Origin of the sequence: Burkholderia sp. MSHR3999 (assembly GCF_000833595.1) — a bacterium.
GTDB classification, from domain to species: domain Bacteria; phylum Pseudomonadota; class Gammaproteobacteria; order Burkholderiales; family Burkholderiaceae; genus Burkholderia; species Burkholderia ubonensis.
The window spans coordinates 1,702,847-1,723,127 of sequence record NZ_JRFO01000007.1; the positions used below are offsets into that span (position 1 = coordinate 1,702,847).

The window sequence follows — 20,281 nt, forward strand, 5'->3', positions numbered from 1 at the left end:
ATATGGGGTCGATTCTACGATGGGCCGGCACGCTTGCGGCAAGCCCGCCAGCCCCGGGCCCGCCCACGTTGCATCGGCGATACGTCGCGACGCCCCGGACGTTTCAGCGCTGAAACATTTCGAGGCCGAGCCCGGCGGCGCCCGCCAGCGCCACGGCGCCGGTCCGCCACCGCCCTGCCGCCCTACACCTTGATCCGCGCACGAGAGCGGGAACGCCGCCGCATCGCGCGGCGCACGTGCGCAACGCCACGCCAATCATTCGTATCAGATCCGAAACAAAATCACGATTCGCGCCGTCCGGCCGGTTCGCGCATGCTCGCACCGCCTTGTTGCGCGCGCCCACCGCCGCATCTGGCCCGCTACTTGCTGTTGCTCCGATGCAAAGCAGTAGTCGACAAGCAGTCGCGCCAAGCGACGAACATCGAACGAACAGCATCGGGGTAGCGCATGAGCAAGACAGAGCGCTTGACGGCGGGGATATCCGCGCCACGGGGACTGCCGCACCTGTCCGCCCGTCACCTGCGTGGCGGGGTACTGTGATGCATTCCGCCACCACGGAAGCCGCAGCGGGCGCGGCAGGCGCACGCGCATGGGATCTGCCCCACGGATCGGGCATCGAAGACGATCCGCTGCTGGGCTGCCTGCTCGTGCTGACGCGGTTGTTCGACCGGCCGGTGGGCGCCGACGCGCTCGTGGCCGGCCTGCCGCTGGCCGGCCAGCACCTGACGCCGGCGCTGTTCATCCGGGCAGCGGCGCGCGCCGGCATTTCCGCCAAACTGGCCCGGCGCGCGCTCGACGACATCCCGGACGCGGTCTTGCCCGTCGTGCTGCTGCTGAACGACGGACAGGCATGCGTGCTGGTTCGCAGAAACGCGTCCGGCACGATGCAGGTGATCCTTCCCGAAACCGGCGTCGGCGAGGAAGCGCTCGCCCCGGCCGAGCTCGCGCAACGCCATGCCGGCCTCGTGCTGTTCGCGCGCCCCGCCCACCGGTTCGACGCGCGCGACGCGGAAAGCGCCGTGCCGCGCCCGCGCAACTGGTTCTGGGGCGTGGTCGCGCAGTCGTGGCCGATCTACGCGGAAGTGATGCTCGCGTCGATGCTGGTCAACCTGTTCGCGCTGGCGATGCCGCTGTTCACGATGAACGTCTACGACCGGGTCGTGCCGAACCACGCGCTCGAGACGTTGTGGGCGCTGGCGGCCGGCATCGTGCTCGTGATCGTGTTCGACGTCGTGATGCGCACGTTGCGCGGCTATTTCATCGACATGGCCGGCAAGAAGATCGATGTGATCCTGTCCGCCAACCTGTTCGAAAAGGTGCTCGGCATCCGGATGGCCGCGCGCCCGCCGTCGGTCGGCGGATTCGCGTCCCAGATCCAGGAATTCGAAGCGGTGCGTGATTTCCTCACGTCGGCCACCGCGGCGGCGCTGATCGACCTGCCGTTTTCGATCGTGTTCATCGCGGCGATGTTCTGGGTGGGCGGCGGGCTCGGATGGCTGCCGCTGATGGCGCTGCCGCTCGTGATCGGCGCGGGCGTCGCCGTGCAGGGGCCGCTCGCGCGAGCCGTGCAGGCCAGCCAGCGCCACGCGAGCCAGCGGCAAGCGCTGCTGATCGAAACGCTGGTCGGCCTCGAAACGATCAAGGTCAACGGCGCGGAAGGGCCGATGCAGGCCCGCTGGGAGCAGTTGCTGGGCGAAATCGCGCGGCTCGGGCTCAAGTCGCGCCTGCTGTCGGGATGCGCGGTCAATTTCGCGATGTTCTCCCAACAGGCGGCCTATCTCGCCGTGGTCCTGTGCGGCGTCTACATGATTGCCGACGACCGGCTCACGACCGGCGGCCTGATCGCCTGCACGACCTTGACGGGACGCGCGCTGGCGCCGATGGGCCAGGTGGCGTCGCTGCTGACCCGCTACCACCAGTCCCGCAGCGCGCTGGCATCGATCGGCGGCGTGATGAACCTGCCCGGCGAGCGTCCGGCCGACCAACGCTTCGTGCACCGGCCGGCGCTGCGCGGCGAAATCGAATTCCGGAACGTCGGCTTTGCGTACCCCGGCCAGAGCGGCACGTCGCTCGACGGCGTGTCGTTCCGCATCGCCGCGGGCGAGCGCGTCGGCATCATCGGACGTGTCGGCTCGGGCAAGACCACGATCGAAAAGCTCATCCTGGGACTCTATCCGCCCGCTTCCGGCAACGTGCTGATCGACGGCGTCGAGCTGCGCCAGTACGATCCTGCCGCGCTGCGGCGCGGGATCGGTCACGTGCCGCAGGACGTGATGCTGTTCAACGGTACCGTGCGGGACAACATCGTGCTGGGCGCGCCCGGTGCGGACGACGACGCCGTGCTGCGCGCCGCGCAGGTCGCCGGGGTCGCCGACTTCGTCAACCGTTTGCCGAACGGCTTCGATCTCGCCGTCGGCGAGCGCGGCGAAGCCTTGTCCGGCGGCCAGCGGCAGGCCGTCGCGATCGCCCGCGCGATGTTGCTGTCGCCGCAGGTGCTGCTGCTCGACGAGCCCAGCAGCGCGATGGACAACCGGTCCGAAGAGCTGTTCAAGGCGAGGCTCGCGGCCCGGCTCGAGGGCCGCACGCTGCTGCTCGTCACGCATCGCCCGTCGCTGCTCACGCTCGTCGACCGACTGATCGTGATGGATCAGGGCCGCGTCGTCGCCGACGGCCCGAAAGACCAGGTCCTGGCCGCGCTTGCAGGGAGGACGCTCCATGTCGCTGCTGGTTGAACCCGACGGCGCGGATACGCCGACGATGGACCGCACCGCTGCGCTCAAGGCGCTGGCCGGACGGATCGGCGCGGCCCTCAAGCCGCGCGCCGACGACACGGCGTTCATGCGCGAGCGCTGCGCGGCGGCAATGGAAGGGCCGCGCTATTTCAGTCACTGGATACTCTGGGCGACGCTCGCCTTCTTCGTCGTCGCCCTCGCCTGGGCCGCGTTCGCCGAAGTGGACGAAGTGACCGTCGGCGAAGGCAAGGTGATTCCGTCCAGCCGGGTGCAGGTGGTGCAGAACCTCGAGGGCGGCATCGTTTCCGAGATCATGGTGCGCGTGGGACAGGTCGTACAGAAAGGCCAGCCGCTGATGCGCATCGACGATACGCGCTTCACGTCGTCGTACAAGGAAGGACAGGCGAAGGACTCCGCGCTGCTTGCCCGGATCGCGCGCCTCACCGCCGAGGCGAACGGCGCCGCGTTCGTCGTGCCCGATCGGCTGGCGCAGACGAGCCCCGGCCTGCTGGACGAGGAGCGCTCGCTGTTCGAATCGCGCCAGCGCGAATTGCAGTCCAATCTGGACGTGCTCAGGCAACAGGCCGAACAACATCGCCAGGAGCTCGCGGAGAAACGCGCGCGCCAGGCGCAGCTGCAGCATAGCTATGGCCTCGTCGCGAAGGAGCTGGCGCTGACGAGCCCGCTCGTGCAGAAGGGCGCGGTATCCGACGTCGAGGTCCTGCGGCTCGAACGGCAGGCCAACGACATGAAAGGCGACCTCGACGCGACGCGGCTCGCGATGCCGCGGCTGGAAGCCGCCTATCGCGAAGCGCGCCAGAAGATCGACGAAACGACCGCGCACTTCCGCGCCGACGCGATGAAGGAACTGAACCAGGCGCGCGCCGACCAGTCCGCGCTGAGCGCGGCCAACGTGGCGCTCGAGGATCGCGTCACGCGCACGCTGGTGCGCGCGCCGCTGAAGGGCATGGTCAAGCAGATCAAGATCAACACCGTCGGCGGCGTGATCCAGCCGGGGATGGATCTGCTGGAGATCGTGCCGCTCGACGACACGCTGCTGATCGAAGCGCGCGTGCGGCCATCGGACATCGCGTTCCTGCATCCGGGGCTGGACGCCACGGTCAAGCTCTCCGCGTACGACTTTTCCATCTACGGCGGCTTTCCCGCCGTCGTCGAGGACATCAGCGCCGACACGATCGTGCCCGATCGCCCCGGCGAGAAACCCGACAGCTACTACCGCGTGCTGGTGCGCACCCGGCAGAACAAGCCGAGCGGCCGGAGCCAGCCGGTCGCGATCGTGCCGGGCATGATCGCGACGGTCGACATCCGGACCGGACGCCGGACCGTACTGCATTACCTGCTCAAGCCCGTCATCAAGACCAAGGAAATGGCGTTGCGCGAGCGCTGACACGACGACCGATTTGCAGATCCGCGGGCGGGCGCCGCATGGGGCGGCGCAATGCCTGCGTCAATACACCTGAGACAGGACGGGGAGCACGACATGGCAACGACTTCGAACGGCACCGCGGTATCCATGAGCAATACGCCACAGGCGACAAACGACGTGTTTACGTCGGCGCAGACCGGGCTCACCGACAATACGCTCACCACCGTCTACCTGAACGTGATGGCGAACGATCTCGGTGGAGCGGCCAAGACGCTCTACTCGCTCGACTCCGGCACCGAAGTGACCGTCGCGCTCGAGCAGACCGCGCTGCTGACCCAGGATACGGCGAGAGCCGAAGCCGTGAGCGCGGATTACAGCGCGCACGGCGCGCACATCTGGATCACGTCGGACGGCAAGGTCGGATACGATGCGAGCCACCTCGACGCGTCATGGCTGTCGAACAGCTTCAATACGCTCGGCTACGCGCAGGACAGCTTCACGTACGCGATCCGGTTGGGCAACGGCACGCTGAGCTGGGCGACCGCCTATGTCGACATTGCGCCGCCCGCCCCTGTCGTCGCGCTGGCGCACGACACGGGCAGTTCGGCCACCGACAACATCACGTCGGACTGCACGCTTTCGGTCGGCGGAATCGCACACGGCGCGACCGTTCAGTACAGCACCGACAACGGCGCGCACTGGAATACGAGTTTCAGCGCGGTCGAGGGAACGAATACCGTGCTGGTCCGGCAGATCGATGTCGCCGGCAATGCGTCGGCCGCGTCTTCCTGCTGTTTCACGCTCGATACGACCGCGGCCGCGGCGCCTGGCGTGGCGCTGGCGGTCGATTCGGGCAGCAGTGCCGTCGATCACGTCACCAATGTCGGTACGCTGAATGTGACCGGGGTCCAGAGTGGCGCGACCGTGCAGTACAGCGTCGACAACGGTGCGCACTGGAGCACCAGCTTCAATGCGGTCGAAGGCGTGAACAACGTACAGGTGCGCCAGATCGACGTCGCCGGCAATGCGTCGTCGGCGACCTCGTTCAGCTTCACGCTCGATACGTCGGCTGCCGCCCCCGGCGTCGCGCTCGCCGTCGATTCGGGCAGCAGCGCTTCCGACCACGTCACCAACGTCGGCACGCTGAATGTAACCGGAGTCGAGAGTGGCGCGACCGTGCAGTACAGCGTCGACAACGGTGCGCACTGGAGCACCAGCTTCGGTGCGGTCGAAGGCGTGAACAATGTGCAGGTCAGGCAGGTTGATGTCGCCGGCAATGCGTCGTCGGCGACCTCGTTCAGCTTCACGCTCGATACGTCGGCTGCCGCGCCCGGCGTCGCGCTGACCACCGATTCGGGCAGCAGCGCTGTTGACCACATCACCAACGTCGGCACGCTGAATGTGACCGGAGTCGAGAGTGGCGCCACCGTGCAGTACAGCGTCGACAACGGCGCGCACTGGAGCACCACCTTCAGCGCGGTCGAAGGCACGAACAACGTGCAGGTCCGGCAGATCGATGTCGCGGGCAACACGTCGTCGGCGACCTCGTTCAGCTTCACGCTCGATACGTCGGCTGCCGCCCCCGGTGTCGCCCTGACCACCGACTCCGGCAGCAGTGCTTCCGACCACGTCACCAATGTCGGCACGCTGAATGTAACCGGAGTCGAGAGTGGCGCCACCGTGCAGTACAGCGTCGACAACGGTGCGCACTGGAGCACCAGCTTCAATGCGGTCGAAGGCGTGAACAACGTGCAGGTCCGCCAGACCGATATCGCCGGCAACACGTCGTCGGCGACCTCGTTCAGCTTCACGCTCGACACGTCGGCCGCCGCGCCCGGCGTCGCGCTGACCACCGACTCCGGCAGCAGTGCGTCCGACCACGTCACCAACGTCGGCACGCTGAATGTAACCGGCATCGAAACCGGCGCCACCGTGCAGTACAGCGTCGACAACGGTGCGCACTGGAGCACCAGCTTCAGCGCGGTCGAAGGCGTGAACAATGTGCAGGTCCGGCAGATCGACGTCGCCGGCAACACGTCGTCGGCGACCTCGTTCAGCTTCACGCTCGACACGTCGGCCGCCGCCCCCGGCGTCGCACTGACCACCGATTCCGGCAGCAGCGCGTCCGACCACGTCACCAACGTCGGCACGTTGAACCTCACCGGCGTCGAAGCCGGTGCGACCGTCGAATATTCGACCGACGGCGGCCATACGTGGAGCACCAGCTTCAGCGCGGTCGAAGGCCTGAACGACATTCAGGTCCGGCAGATCGACGTCGCGGGCAACACGTCATCGGCGACCTCGTTCAGCTTCACGCTCGATACGTCGGCCGCCGCCCCCGGTGTCGCCCTGACCACCGATTCGGGCAGCAGCGCCTCCGACCACATCACCAACGTCGGTACGTTGAACCTCACCGGCATCGAAACCGGCGCCACCGTGCAGTACAGCGTCGACAACGGCGTCCATTGGAACACCAGCTTCAGCGCGGTCGAAGGCACGAACAACGTCCAGGTCCGCCAGATCGACGTCGCGGGCAACACGTCGTCGGCGACCTCGTTCAGCTTCACGCTCGATACCTCGGCCGCCGCCCCCGGCGTCGCCCTGACCACCGATTCGGGCAGCAGCACCTCCGACCACATCACCAACGTCGGCACGCTAAGCTTGACCGGCATCGAAACCGGCGCCACCGTGCAGTACAGCATCGACAACGGCGCCCATTGGAACACCAGCTTCAGCGCCGTCGAAGGCGTGAACAACGTACAGGTGCGCCAGATCGACGTCGCCGGCAACACGTCGTCGGCGACCTCGTTCAGCTTCACGCTCGATACCTCGGCCGCCGCCCCCGGCGTCGCCCTGACCACCGACTCCGGCAGCAGCGCATCCGACCACGTCACCAATGTCGGCACGTTGAACCTGACGGGCGTCGAGAATGGCGCGACCGTGCAGTACAGCGTCGACAACGGCGCGCACTGGAGCACCAGCTTCAGTGCGGTCGAAGGCACGAACAACGTCCAGGTCCGCCAGATCGACGTCGCCGGCAACACATCGGCGGCGACCTCGTTCAGCTTCACGCTCGATACCTCGGCCGCCGCCCCCGGCGTCGCCCTGACCACCGATTCGGGCAGCAGCACCTCCGACCACATCACCAACGTCGGCACGCTAAGCTTGACCGGCATCGAAACCGGCGCCACCGTGCAGTACAGCATCGACAACGGCGCCCATTGGAACACCAGCTTCAGCGCCGTCGAAGGCGTGAACAACGTACAGGTGCGCCAGATCGACGTCGCCGGCAACACGTCGTCGGCGACCTCGTTCAGCTTCACGCTCGATACCTCGGCCGCCGCGCCCGGCGTCGCCCTGACCACCGACTCCGGCAGCAGCGCATCCGACCACGTCACCAACGTCGGCACGTTGAACCTGACCGGTGTCGAAACCGGCGCCACCGTCGAATACTCGACCGACGGCGGCCATACCTGGAGCACCAGCTTCAATGCCACCGAAGGTCTGAACGACGTGCAGGTCCGTCAGACCGACATCGCCGGCAACACGTCGTCGGCGACCTCGTTCAGCTTCACGCTCGACACGTCGGCCGCCGCCCCTGGCGTCGCCCTGACCACCGATTCGGGCAGCAGCGCCTCCGACCACATCACCAACGTCGGTACGCTGAACCTGACCGGCGTCGAGAATGGCGCGACCGTGCAGTACAGCGTCGATAACGGTGCGCACTGGAGCACCAGCTTCAGCGCCGTCGAAGGCCTGAACGACGTGCAGGTCCGTCAGACCGACATCGCCGGCAACACGTCGTCGGCGACCTCGTTCAGTTTCACGCTCGATACGTCGGCTGCCGCCCCCGGTGTCGCGCTGACCACCGACTCCGGCAGCAGTGCATCCGATCACATCACCAACGTCGGCACGTTGAACCTGACCGGTGTCGAAACCGGCGCCACCGTCGAATACTCGACCGACGGCGGCCATACCTGGAGCACCAGCTTCAATGCCACCGAAGGTCTGAACGACGTGCAGGTCCGTCAGACCGACATCGCCGGCAACACGTCGTCGGCGACCTCGTTCAGCTTCACGCTCGACACGTCGGCCGCCGCGCCCGGTGTCGCGCTGACCACCGACTCCGGCAGCAGTGCTGTTGACCACATCACCAACGTCGGCACGTTGAACCTGACCGGCGTCGAAACCGGCGCCACCGTCGAATATTCGATCGATGGTGGTCACACCTGGAGCACCAGCTTCAGCGCGGTCGAAGGCCTGAACGACATCCAGGTCCGGCAGATCGACGTCGCCGGCAACACGTCGTCGGCGACCTCGTTCAGCTTCACGCTCGACACGTCGGCCGCCGCCCCCGGCGTCGCGCTGACCACCGATTCCGGCAGCAGCGCGTCCGACCACGTCACCAATGTCGGCACGTTGAACCTGACCGGCGTCGAAACCGGCGCCACCGTCGAATATTCGATCGATGGTGGTCACACCTGGAGCACCAGCTTCAGCGCGGTCGAAGGCCTGAACGACATCCAGGTCCGGCAGATCGACGTCGCCGGCAACACGTCGTCGGCGACCTCGTTCAGTTTCACGCTCGACACGTCGGCCGCCGCCCCCGGCGTCGCACTGACCACCGATTCCGGCAGCAGCGCGTCCGACCACGTCACCAATGTCGGCACGCTGAACCTGTCCGGCGTCGAAACCGGCGCCACCGTCGAATATTCGACCGACGGCGGCCATACGTGGAGCACCAGCTTCAATGCCACCGAAGGCCTGAACGACGTGCAGGTCCGGCAGACCGACATCGCCGGCAATACGTCCGACCCGACCTCGTTCAGCTTCACGCTCGACACGTCGGCCGCCGCCCCGGCGTCGCGCTGACCACCGACTCCGGCAGCAGCGCTGTTGACCACATCACCAACGTCGGCACGTTGAACCTGACCGGCGTCGAAACCGGCGCCACCGTCGAATATTCGATCGATGGTGGTCACACCTGGAGCACCAGCTTCAGCGCCGTCGAAGGCCTGAACGACGCGCAGGTCCGGCAGATCGACGTCGCCGGCAACACGTCGTCGGCGACCTCGTTCAGCTTCACGCTCGACACGTCGGCCGCCGCCCCCGGCGTCGCGCTGACCACCGATTCCGGCAGCAGCGCTGTTGACCACATCACCAACGTCGGCACGTTGAACCTGACCGGCGTCGAAACCGGCGCCACCGTCGAATATTCGATCGATGGTGGTCACACCTGGAGCACCAGCTTCAGCGCCGTCGAAGGCCTGAACGACGCGCAGGTCCGGCAGATCGACGTCGCCGGTAACACGTCGTCGGCGACCTCGTTCAGCTTCACGCTCGACACGTCGGCCGCCGCCCCCGGCGTCGCGCTGACCACCGATTCCGGCAGCAGCGCTGTTGACCACATCACCAACGTCGGCACGTTGAACCTGACCGGCGTCGAAACCGGCGCCACCGTCGAATACTCGACCGACGGCGGCCATACGTGGAGCACCAGCTTCAATGCCACCGAAGGCCTGAACGACGTGCAGGTCCGGCAGACCGACATCGCCGGCAATACGTCCGACCCGACCTCGTTCAGCTTCACGCTCGACACGTCGGCTGCCGCCCCCGGTGTCGCGCTGACCACCGACTCCGGCAGCAGTGCATCCGATCACATCACCAACGTCGGTACGCTGAACCTGTCCGGTGTCGAAACCGGCGCCACCGTCGAATACTCGACCGACGGCGGCCATACCTGGAGCACCAGCTTCAGCGCCGTCGAAGGCCTGAACGACATCCAGGTCCGCCAGATCGATGTCGCGGCAACACGTCGTCGGCGACCTCGTTCAGCTTCATGCTCGATACGTCGGCCGCCGCCCCCGGCGTCGCGCTGACCACCGATTCCGGGCAGCAGCGCGTCCGACCACGTCACCAACGTCGGCACGCTGAACCTGTCCGGTGTCGAAAGCGGCGCCACTGTCGAATATTCGATCGATGGTGGTCACACCTGGAGCACCAGCTTCAGCGCCGTCGAAGGCCTGAACGACGTGCAGGTCCGGCAGACCGACATCGCCGGCAATACGTCCGACCCGACCTCGTTCAGCTTCACGCTCGACACGTCGGCCGCCGCCCCGGCGTCGCGCTGACCACCGACTCCGGCAGCAGCGCTGTTGACCACATCACCAACGTCGGCACGTTGAACCTGACCGGCGTCGAAACCGGCGCCACCGTCGAATATTCGATCGATGGTGGTCACACCTGGAGCACCAGCTTCAGCGCCGTCGAAGGCCTGAACGACGCGCAGGTCCGGCAGATCGACGTCGCCGGCAACACGTCGTCGGCGACCTCGTTCAGCTTCACGCTCGACACGTCGGCCGCCGCCCCCGGCGTCGCGCTGACCACCGATTCCGGCAGCAGCGCTGTTGACCACATCACCAACGTCGGCACGTTGAACCTGACCGGCGTCGAAACCGGCGCCACCGTCGAATATTCGATCGATGGTGGTCACACCTGGAGCACCAGCTTCAGCGCCGTCGAAGGCCTGAACGACGCGCAGGTCCGGCAGATCGACGTCGCCGGTAACACGTCGTCGGCGACCTCGTTCAGCTTCACGCTCGACACGTCGGCCGCCGCCCCCGGCGTCGCGCTGACCACCGATTCCGGCAGCAGCGCTGTTGACCACATCACCAACGTCGGCACGTTGAACCTGACCGGCGTCGAAACCGGCGCCACCGTCGAATACTCGACCGACGGCGGCCATACGTGGAGCACCAGCTTCAATGCCACCGAAGGCCTGAACGACGTGCAGGTCCGGCAGACCGACATCGCCGGCAATACGTCCGACCCGACCTCGTTCAGCTTCACGCTCGACACGTCGGCTGCCGCCCCCGGTGTCGCGCTGACCACCGACTCCGGCAGCAGTGCATCCGATCACATCACCAACGTCGGTACGCTGAACCTGTCCGGTGTCGAAACCGGCGCCACCGTCGAATACTCGACCGACGGCGGCCATACCTGGAGCACCAGCTTCAGCGCCGTCGAAGGCCTGAACGACATCCAGGTCCGCCAGATCGATGTCGCGGGCAACACGTCGTCGGCGACCTCGTTCAGCTTCATGCTCGATACGTCGGCCGCCGCCCCCGGCGTCGCGCTGACCACCGATTCCGGCAGCAGCGCGTCCGACCACGTCACCAACGTCGGCACGCTGAACCTGTCCGGTGTCGAAAGCGGCGCCACTGTCGAATATTCGATCGATGGTGGTCACACCTGGAGCACCAGCTTCAGCGCCGTCGAAGGCCTGAACAACGTGCAGGTCCGCCAGACCGACATCGCCGGCAATACGTCCGACCCGACCTCGTTCAGCTTCACGCTCGATACCTCGGCCGCCGCGCCCGGTGTCGCGCTGACCACCGACTCCGGCAGCAGCGCTGTTGACCACATCACCAACGTCGGCACGTTGAACCTGACCGGCGTCGAAACCGGCGCCACCGTCGAATACTCGACCGACGGCGGCCATACGTGGAGCACCAGCTTCAATGCCACCGAAGGCCTGAACGACGTGCAGGTCCGGCAGACCGACATCGCCGGCAATACGTCCGACCCGACCTCGTTCAGCTTCACGCTCGACACGTCGGCCGCCGCCCCCGGCGTCGCACTGACCACCGACTCCGGCAGCAGCGCTGTTGACCACATCACCAACGTCGGCACGTTGAACCTGACCGGCGTCGAAACCGGCGCCACCGTCGAATATTCGATCGATGGTGGTCACACCTGGAGCACCAGCTTCAGCGCCGTCGAAGGCCTGAACGACGCGCAGGTCCGCCAGATCGACGTCGCCGGTAACACGTCGTCGGCGACCTCGTTCAGCTTCACGCTCGACACGTCGGCCGCCGCCCCCGGCGTCGCGCTGACCACCGATTCCGGCAGCAGCGCTGTTGACCACATCACCAACGTCGGCACGTTGAACCTGACCGGCGTCGAAACCGGCGCCACCGTCGAATATTCGATCGATGGTGGTCACACCTGGAGCACCAGCTTCAGCGCCGTCGAAGGCCTGAACGACGCGCAGGTCCGGCAGATCGACGTCGCCGGTAACACGTCGTCGGCGACCTCGTTCAGCTTCACGCTCGACACGTCGGCCGCCGCCCCCGGCGTCGCGCTGACCACCGATTCCGGCAGCAGCGCTGTTGACCACATCACCAACGTCGGCACGTTGAACCTGACCGGCGTCGAAACCGGCGCCACCGTCGAATATTCGATCGATGGTGGTCACACCTGGAGCACCAGCTTCAGCGCCGTCGAAGGCCTGAACGACGCGCAGGTCCGGCAGATCGACGTCGCCGGTAACACGTCGTCGGCGACCTCGTTCAGCTTCACGCTCGACACGTCGGCCGCCGCCCCCGGCGTCGCGCTGACCACCGATTCCGGCAGCAGCGCTGTTGACCACATCACCAACGTCGGCACGTTGAACCTGACCGGCGTCGAAACCGGCGCCACCGTCGAATACTCGACCGACGGCGGCCATACGTGGAGCACCAGCTTCAATGCCACCGAAGGCCTGAACGACGTGCAGGTCCGGCAGACCGACATCGCCGGCAATACGTCCGACCCGACCTCGTTCAGCTTCACGCTCGACACGTCGGCTGCCGCCCCCGGTGTCGCGCTGACCACCGACTCCGGCAGCAGTGCATCCGATCACATCACCAACGTCGGTACGCTGAACCTGTCCGGTGTCGAAACCGGCGCCACCGTCGAATACTCGACCGACGGCGGCCATACCTGGAGCACCAGCTTCAGCGCCGTCGAAGGCCTGAACGACATCCAGGTCCGTCAGACCGACATCGCCGGCAACACGTCGTCGGCGACCTCGTTCAGCTTCACGCTCGACACGTCGGCCGCCGCGCCCGGTGTCGCGCTGACCACCGACTCCGGCAGCAGTGCTGTTGACCACATCACCAACGTCGGCACGCTGAACCTGTCCGGTGTCGAAAGCGGCGCCACTGTCGAATATTCGATCGATGGTGGTCACACCTGGAGCACCAGCTTCAGCGCGGTCGAAGGCCTGAACGACATCCAGGTCCGGCAGATCGACGTCGCCGGCAACACGTCGTCGGCGACCTCGTTCAGCTTCACGCTCGATACGTCGGCTGCCGCGCCCAGTGTCGCGCTCGCCGTCGATTCGGGCAGCAGCGCGTCCGACCACGTCACCAATGTCGGCACGCTGAACCTCACCGGCATCGAAACCGGCGCCACCGTGCAGTACAGCGTCGACAACGGTGCGCACTGGAGCACCAGCTTCAATGCGGTCGAAGGCGTGAACAATGTGCAGGTCCGGCAGATCGATGTCGCGGGCAACACGTCGTCGGCGACCTCGTTCAGCTTCACGCTCGATACGTCGGCTGCCGCGCCCGGCGTCGCCCTGACCACCGACTCCGGCAGCAGTGCTTCCGACCACGTCACCAATGTCGGTACGTTGAACCTGTCCGGCATCGAAACCGGCGCCACCGTGCAGTACAGCGTCGACAACGGCGTCCATTGGAACACCAGCTTCAGCGCGGTCGAAGGCGTGAACAACGTACAGGTGCGCCAGATCGACGTCGCCGGCAACACGTCGTCGGCGACCTCGTTCAGCTTCACGCTCGACACGTCGGCCGCCGCCCCCGGCGTCGCGCTGACCACCGACTCCGGCAGCAGCGCGTCCGATCACATCACCAACGTCGGTACGTTGAACCTGTCCGGCATCGAAACCGGCGCCACCGTGCAGTACAGCGTCGACAACGGCGTCCATTGGAACACCAGCTTCAGCGCGGTCGAAGGCGTGAACAACGTACAGGTGCGCCAGATCGACGTCGCCGGCAACACGTCGTCGGCGACCTCGTTCAGCTTCACGCTCGACACGTCGGCCGCCGCCCCCGGCGTCGCGCTGACCACCGACTCCGGCAGCAGCGCGTCCGATCACATCACCAACGTCGGTACGTTGAACCTGTCCGGCATCGAAACCGGCGCCACCGTGCAGTACAGCGTCGACAACGGCGTCCATTGGAACACCAGCTTCAGCGCGGTCGAAGGCGTGAACAACGTACAGGTGCGCCAGATCGACGTCGCCGGCAACACGTCGTCGGCGACCTCGTTCAGCTTCACGCTCGATACGTCGGCTGCCGCGCCCAGTGTCGCGCTCGCCGTCGATTCGGGCAGCAGCGCGTCCGACCACGTCACCAATGTCGGCACGCTGAACCTCACCGGCATCGAAACCGGCGCCACCGTGCAGTACAGCGTCGACAACGGTGCGCACTGGAGCACCAGCTTCAGTGCGGTCGAAGGCGTGAACAACGTGCAGGTCCGGCAGATCGATGTCGCGGGCAACACGTCGTCGGCGACCTCGTTCAGCTTCACGCTCGATACGTCAGCCGCCGCCCCCGGCGTCGCGCTGACCACCGACTCCGGCAGCAGTGCATCCGACCACATCACCAACGTCGGCACGCTAAGCTTGACCGGCATCGAAACCGGCGCCACCGTGCAGTACAGCATCGACAACGGCGCCCATTGGAACACCAGCTTCAGCGCCGTCGAAGGCGTGAACAACGTACAGGTGCGCCAGATCGACGTCGCCGGCAACACGTCGTCGGCGACCTCGTTCAGCTTCACGCTCGATACCTCGGCCGCCGCCCCCGGCGTCGCCCTGACCACCGACTCCGGCAGCAGCGCATCCGACCACGTCACCAATGTCGGCACGTTGAACCTGACGGGCGTCGAGAATGGCGCGACCGTGCAGTACAGCGTCGACAACGGTGCCCATTGGAACACCAGCTTCAGCGCGGTCGAAGGCGTGAACAACGTGCAGGTCCGCCAGATCGACGTCGCCGGCAACACGTCGTCCGCAACGTCGTTCAGCTTCACGCTCGATACGTCGGCTGCCGCACCCGGTGTCGCGCTGACCACCGATTCCGGCAGCAGCGCGTCCGACCACGTCACCAATGTCGGCACGTTGAACCTGTCCGGTGTCGAAACCGGCGCCACTGTCGAATATTCGATCGATGGCGGCCATACGTGGAGCGCCAGTTTCAATGCCACCGAAGGTCTGAACGACATCCAGGTCCGGCAGACCGATATCGCCGGCAACACGTCGTCGGCAACCTCGTTCAGCTTCACGCTCGATACGTCGGCCGCCGCCCCCGGTGTCGCGCTGACCACCGATTCCGGCAGCAGTGCTGTTGATCATGTCACCAACGTCGGCACGCTGAACCTGTCCGGTGTCGAAACCGGCGCGACCGTCGAATATTCGACCGACGGCGGCCACACGTGGAGCACCAGCTTCAGTGCCGTCGAAGGCCTGAACGATGTGCAGGTCCGGCAGATCGATGTCGCCGGCAACACGTCGTCGGCGACCTCGTTCAGCTTCACGCTCGACACGTCGGCTGCCGCCCCCGGCGTCGTGCTGACCACCGATTCCGGCAGCAGCGCGTCCGACCACGTTACCAACGTCGGCACGTTGAACCTCACCGGCATCGAAACCGGCGCCACCGTGCAGTACAGCGTCGACAACGGTGCGCACTGGAGCACCACCTTCAGTGCGGTCGAAGGCACGAACAATGTGCAGGTCCGGCAGATCGATGTCGCCGGCAATGCGTCGTCGGCGACCTCGTTCAGCTTCACGCTCGATACGTCAGCCGCCGCCCCCGGCGTCGCGCTGACCACCGATTCGGGCAGCAGCGCGTCCGACCACATCACCAACGTCGGCACGCTGAACCTCACCGGAGTCGAGAATGGCGCGACCGTGCAGTACAGCATCGACAACGGCGCCCATTGGAACACCAGCTTCAGCGCCGTCGAAGGCGTGAACAACGTACAGGTGCGCCAGATCGACGTCGCCGGCAACACGTCGTCGGCAACCTCGTTCAGCTTCACGCTCGATACGTCGGCCGCCGCGCCCGGTGTCGCGCTGACCACCGATTCGGGCAGCAGCACCTCCGACCACATCACCAACGTCGGCACGCTGAACCTCACCGGCATCGAAACCGGCGCCACCGTGCAGTACAGCGTCGACAGCGGTGCGCACTGGAGCACCAGCTTCAGCGCCGTCGAAGGCCTGAACAACGTGCAGGTCCGCCAGATCGACGTCGCCGGCAACACGTCGTCGGCGACCTCGTTCAGCTTCACGCTCGATACGTCGGCCGCCGCACCCGGTGTCGCGCTGACCACCGATTCGGGCAGCAGCGCGTCCGACCACATCACCAACGTCGGCACGCTGAACCTCACCGGCATCGAAACCGGCGCCACCGTGCAGTACAGCACCGACAACGGCGCCCATTGGAACACCAGCTTCAGCGCCGTCGAAGGCGTGAACAATGTGCAGGTCCGCCAGATCGACGTCGCCGGCAACACGTCATCGGCAACTTCGTTCAGCTTCACGCTCGATACGTCGGCCGCCGCCCCCGGTGTCGCGCTGACCACCGATTCCGGCAGCAGCGCGTCCGACCACGTCACCAACGTCGGTACGTTGAACCTGTCCGGCATCGAAACCGGCGCCACCGTGCAGTACAGCGTCGACAACGGTGCCCATTGGAGCACCAGCTTCGGTGCCCTAGAAGGCGTGAACAACGTGCAGGTCCGCCAGATCGACGTCGCGGGCAACACGTCATCGGCGACCTCGTTCAGCTTCACGCTCGATACGTCGGCCGCCGCCCCCAGTGTCGCGCTGACCACCGATTCGGGCAGCAGCGCGTCTGATCACATCACCAACGTCGGTACGTTGAATGTGACCGGCGTCGAGAGTGGCGCGACCGTGCAGTACAGCGTCGACAGCGGTGCGCACTGGAGCACCAGCTTCAGCGCGGTCGAAGGCACGAACAACGTCCAGGTCCGCCAGATCGACGTCGCCGGCAACACGTCGTCGGCAACCTCGTTCAGCTTCACGCTCGATACGTCGGCTGCCGCCCCCGGTGTCGCGCTGACCACCGATTCCGGCAGCAGTGCTGTTGATCACATCACCAACGTCGGCACGCTGAATGTGACCGGAGTCGAGAGTGGCGCCACCGTGCAGTACAGCGTCGACAATGGCGCCCATTGGAACACCAGCTTCAGCGCGGTCGAAGGCGTGAACAACGTGCAGGTCCGGCAGATCGACGTCGCCGGCAACACGTCGTCGGCGACCTCGTTCAGCTTCACGCTCGACACGTCGGCTGCCGCCCCCGGCGTCGCGCTGACCACCGACTCCGGCAGCAGCGCGTCCGATCACATCACCAACGTCGGTACGTTGAACCTGTCCGGCATCGAAACCGGCGCCACCGTGCAGTACAGCGTCGACAACGGTGCGCACTGGAGCACCAGCTTCGGTGCCCTAGAAGGCGTGAACAACGTGCAGGTCCGCCAGATCGACGTCGCGGGCAACACGTCATCGGCGACCTCGTTCAGCTTCACGCTCGATACGTCGGCCGCCGCCCCCGGCGTCGCGCTGACCACCGACTCCGGCAGCAGCGCGTCCGACCACGTCACCAACGTCGGCACGCTGAACCTCACCGGCATCGAAACCGGCGCCACCGTGCAGTACAGCGTCGACAACGGTGTGCACTGGAGCACCAGCTTCAATGCGGTCGAAGGCGTGAACAACGTGCAGGTCCGCCAGATCGACGTCGCGGGCAACACGTCGTCGGCGACCTCGTTCAGCTTCACGCTCGATACGTCGGCCGCCGCCCCCGGCGTCGCGCTGACCACCGATTCGGGCAGCAGCGCATCCGACCACATCACCAACGTCGGTACGTTGAACCTCACCGGCATCGAAACCGGCGCCACCGTGCAGTACAGCGTCGACAACGGCGCCCATTGGAACACCAGCTTCAGCGCCGTCGAAGGCGTGAACAACGTGCAGGTCCGCCAGATCGACGTCGCGGGCAACACGTCGTCGGCGACCTCGTTCAGCTTCACGCTCGATACATCGGCCGCCGCCCCCGGCGTCGCCCTGACCACCGATTCGGGCAGCAGCGCTTCCGACCACATCACCAACGTCGGTACGTTGAACCTCACCGGCATCGAAACCGGCGCCACCGTGCAGTACAGCGTCGACAGCGGTGCGCACTGGAGCACCAGCTTCAGCGCGGTCGAAGGCGTGAACAACGTGCAGGTCCGGCAGATCGATGTCGCCGGCAATGCGTCGTCGGCGACCTCGTTCAGCTTCACGCTCGATACGTCGGCCGCCGCCCCCGGCGTCGCCCTGACCACCGATTCCGGCAGCAGTGCATCCGACCACATCACCAACGTCGGCACGCTAAGCTTGACCGGCATCGAAACCGGCGCCACCGTGCAGTACAGCATCGACAACGGCGCCCATTGGAACACCAGCTTCAGCGCCGTCGAAGGCGTGAACAACGTACAGGTGCGCCAGATCGACGTGGCAGGCAACATCTCGAACGCGACCAGTTTCAATTTCACGCTCGATACCACCGCCCCATCGACGCTGTCGTGGCAATACAGCGGACACACGCTGACCGCCACCACCGACACGTCGAACGTCTGGAAAGTGACGGTCCACGACAACATCACCAACGCCGACTACAACGCAACGCAACAAGCCGCCGGAACCTGGACCTTCTCGCAACAGAACCTCAATCTCAAGAGTGACTCCCTCACCGTGACCGAGTGGGACACGGCTGGCAACTCGCGAACCTCGACGCACGTGGCGCCCGCCGGGTTCGCCGGATCCGAGATCAATCTGGCGCTGGCCGATCCGTCTGGCCATGCGTCCGACCTCGCGGTAACGATCGCCGGCATCCCGTCCGGCTGGTCGCTGAACGCCGGCACCGATCTCGGCAACGGCGCATGGCTCGTCCCGACGAACGATCTCGGCGCGCTCACCATCACGCCGCCCGCGTCCTTCACGGGCGCCACGGTGCTCACCGTGAACGAAACCTGGACCGGCGCGGACGGCAGTCACCAAGCCGTCACGGTCGCCGACAATGTCGAAGCGTTTGCGGCCAATGCGCCGATCTTCGCGTGGTCGGGCGACGACCAGCTGACAGGATCCGCCGGTCACGACCTGTTCGTGTTCGCGCAGCCGATCGGCAACGACACGCTGCACAATCTCGACCTCGCCGCCGACAAGATCGACCTCGTCGGCTTCACCGGCATCACGAGCTTCAGCGACGTCCAGGCACACATGACGGACGACGCCAACGGCAACGCGGTGATCGCACTGGGCGACGGCGCGACGATCACGGTGACGGGCGTTCACTCCACCGATCTCACCAGCGACAATTTCGTGTTCGACCAGGAGCCGGTCACGACCAACGCCGGCGTCATGACGGTCAACGACGGCGCAATGCTTCCCGTCGGCGGCACGATCGACAACACCGGCACGATCGCGCTCGGATCGACGGGCGACTTGACCCGGCTCGAGGTCCTGGTCAAGAGCGCGACGCTGGAAGGCGGCGGATACGTGACACTGTCCGACGACAGCCACAACGTCGTCTTCGGCAGCACGCCGGACACGACGCTCGTCAACGTCGACAATACGATCACCGGGGCCGGCCAGATCGGCGCCGGCCAGCTGACGCTCGTCAACGAAGGGACGATCGTCGCCAGCGGCGCCAACGCACTCGTGATCGACACAGGTACCCACGCTGTCGTCAATACGGGCACGCTCGAGGCGACGGGCAGCGGCGGCCTCGTGATCGACAGCGCCGTGGCAAACACGGGCAACCTGTGGGCGAACAACGGCAACCTGACGATCCAAGGCGACGTGACGGGCGCCGGCAGCGCGACGATCAGCGGCGCCGCGACGCTGGAATTCGGCGGCGCGTCCGCGGAAAACACGACGTTCGCCGACGGCGCCGCCGGTACGCTCAAGCTGGATCAGTCCGCCGGCTTCACCGGCACGGTCAGCGGCTTCGGCGCGGGCGATACGCTCGATCTCGCGGATGTCCTGTACAACGACCACACGACGCTCAGCTTCACGGCCAACGACACCGGAACGGGCGGCACGCTGACCGTCAGCGACGGCGCCCACACGGCGCAGGTTGCGCTGCAGGGCAATCTGTCGGCCGGCAGCTTCCAGCTCTCGCACGATCAAGGCAGCGGCACCGTCGTCACTTACGCCCCGCCGCCGCTGCCCCACGTCCAGGAGGTCTAGCCGACCGGAACGCCCCACGAGCGACGCGTGCACGCACGGTGGAATGCAGCATGCCGT

6 protein-coding genes are annotated in these 20,281 nt (G+C 66.3%); all 6 read left to right on the plus strand.

Translation table 11 applies throughout. The annotated features are described in order from the left end of the window. Positions 1-539 precede the first annotated feature (539 nt). The 6 genes from KY49_RS30950 (at position 540) to KY49_RS30965 (ending at position 20,224) form a co-directional block, all read left to right on the plus strand. Positions 540-2,732, plus strand: a complete 2,193-nt coding sequence (locus KY49_RS30950; RefSeq protein WP_042588121.1) for a type I secretion system permease/ATPase — start codon at positions 540-542, stop codon at positions 2,730-2,732. Then, entirely contained in the window at positions 2,716-4,140 is a 1,425-nt protein-coding gene (locus tag KY49_RS30955) for an HlyD family type I secretion periplasmic adaptor subunit (RefSeq protein ID WP_042588122.1), read from the plus strand. Before KY49_RS30950 ends, KY49_RS30955 begins: the two co-directional genes overlap by 17 nt. A gap of 93 nt (positions 4,141-4,233) precedes the next feature. Then, the gene (locus KY49_RS30960; protein WP_231636562.1) at positions 4,234-8,991 is read left to right on the plus strand and encodes a beta strand repeat-containing protein; all 4,758 of its coding nucleotides are present in this window, start codon (positions 4,234-4,236) and stop codon (positions 8,989-8,991) included. A 50-nt stretch (positions 8,992-9,041) separates the two neighbouring features. Further along, entirely contained in the window at positions 9,042-9,998 is a 957-nt protein-coding gene (locus tag KY49_RS38880; RefSeq protein ID WP_231636564.1) for an Ig-like domain-containing protein, read from the plus strand. A gap of 57 nt (positions 9,999-10,055) precedes the next feature. Then, positions 10,056-10,250 carry an Ig-like domain-containing protein gene (locus KY49_RS38885; RefSeq protein WP_231636672.1) on the plus strand — a complete coding sequence of 65 codons (195 nt, stop codon included), beginning with the start codon at positions 10,056-10,058 and terminating at the stop codon, positions 10,248-10,250. A gap of 50 nt (positions 10,251-10,300) precedes the next feature. After that, positions 10,301-20,224, plus strand: coding sequence for an Ig-like domain-containing protein (locus KY49_RS30965; protein WP_231636567.1), 9,924 nt, complete (start codon positions 10,301-10,303; stop codon positions 20,222-20,224). Positions 20,225-20,281: the final 57 nt, after the last annotated feature.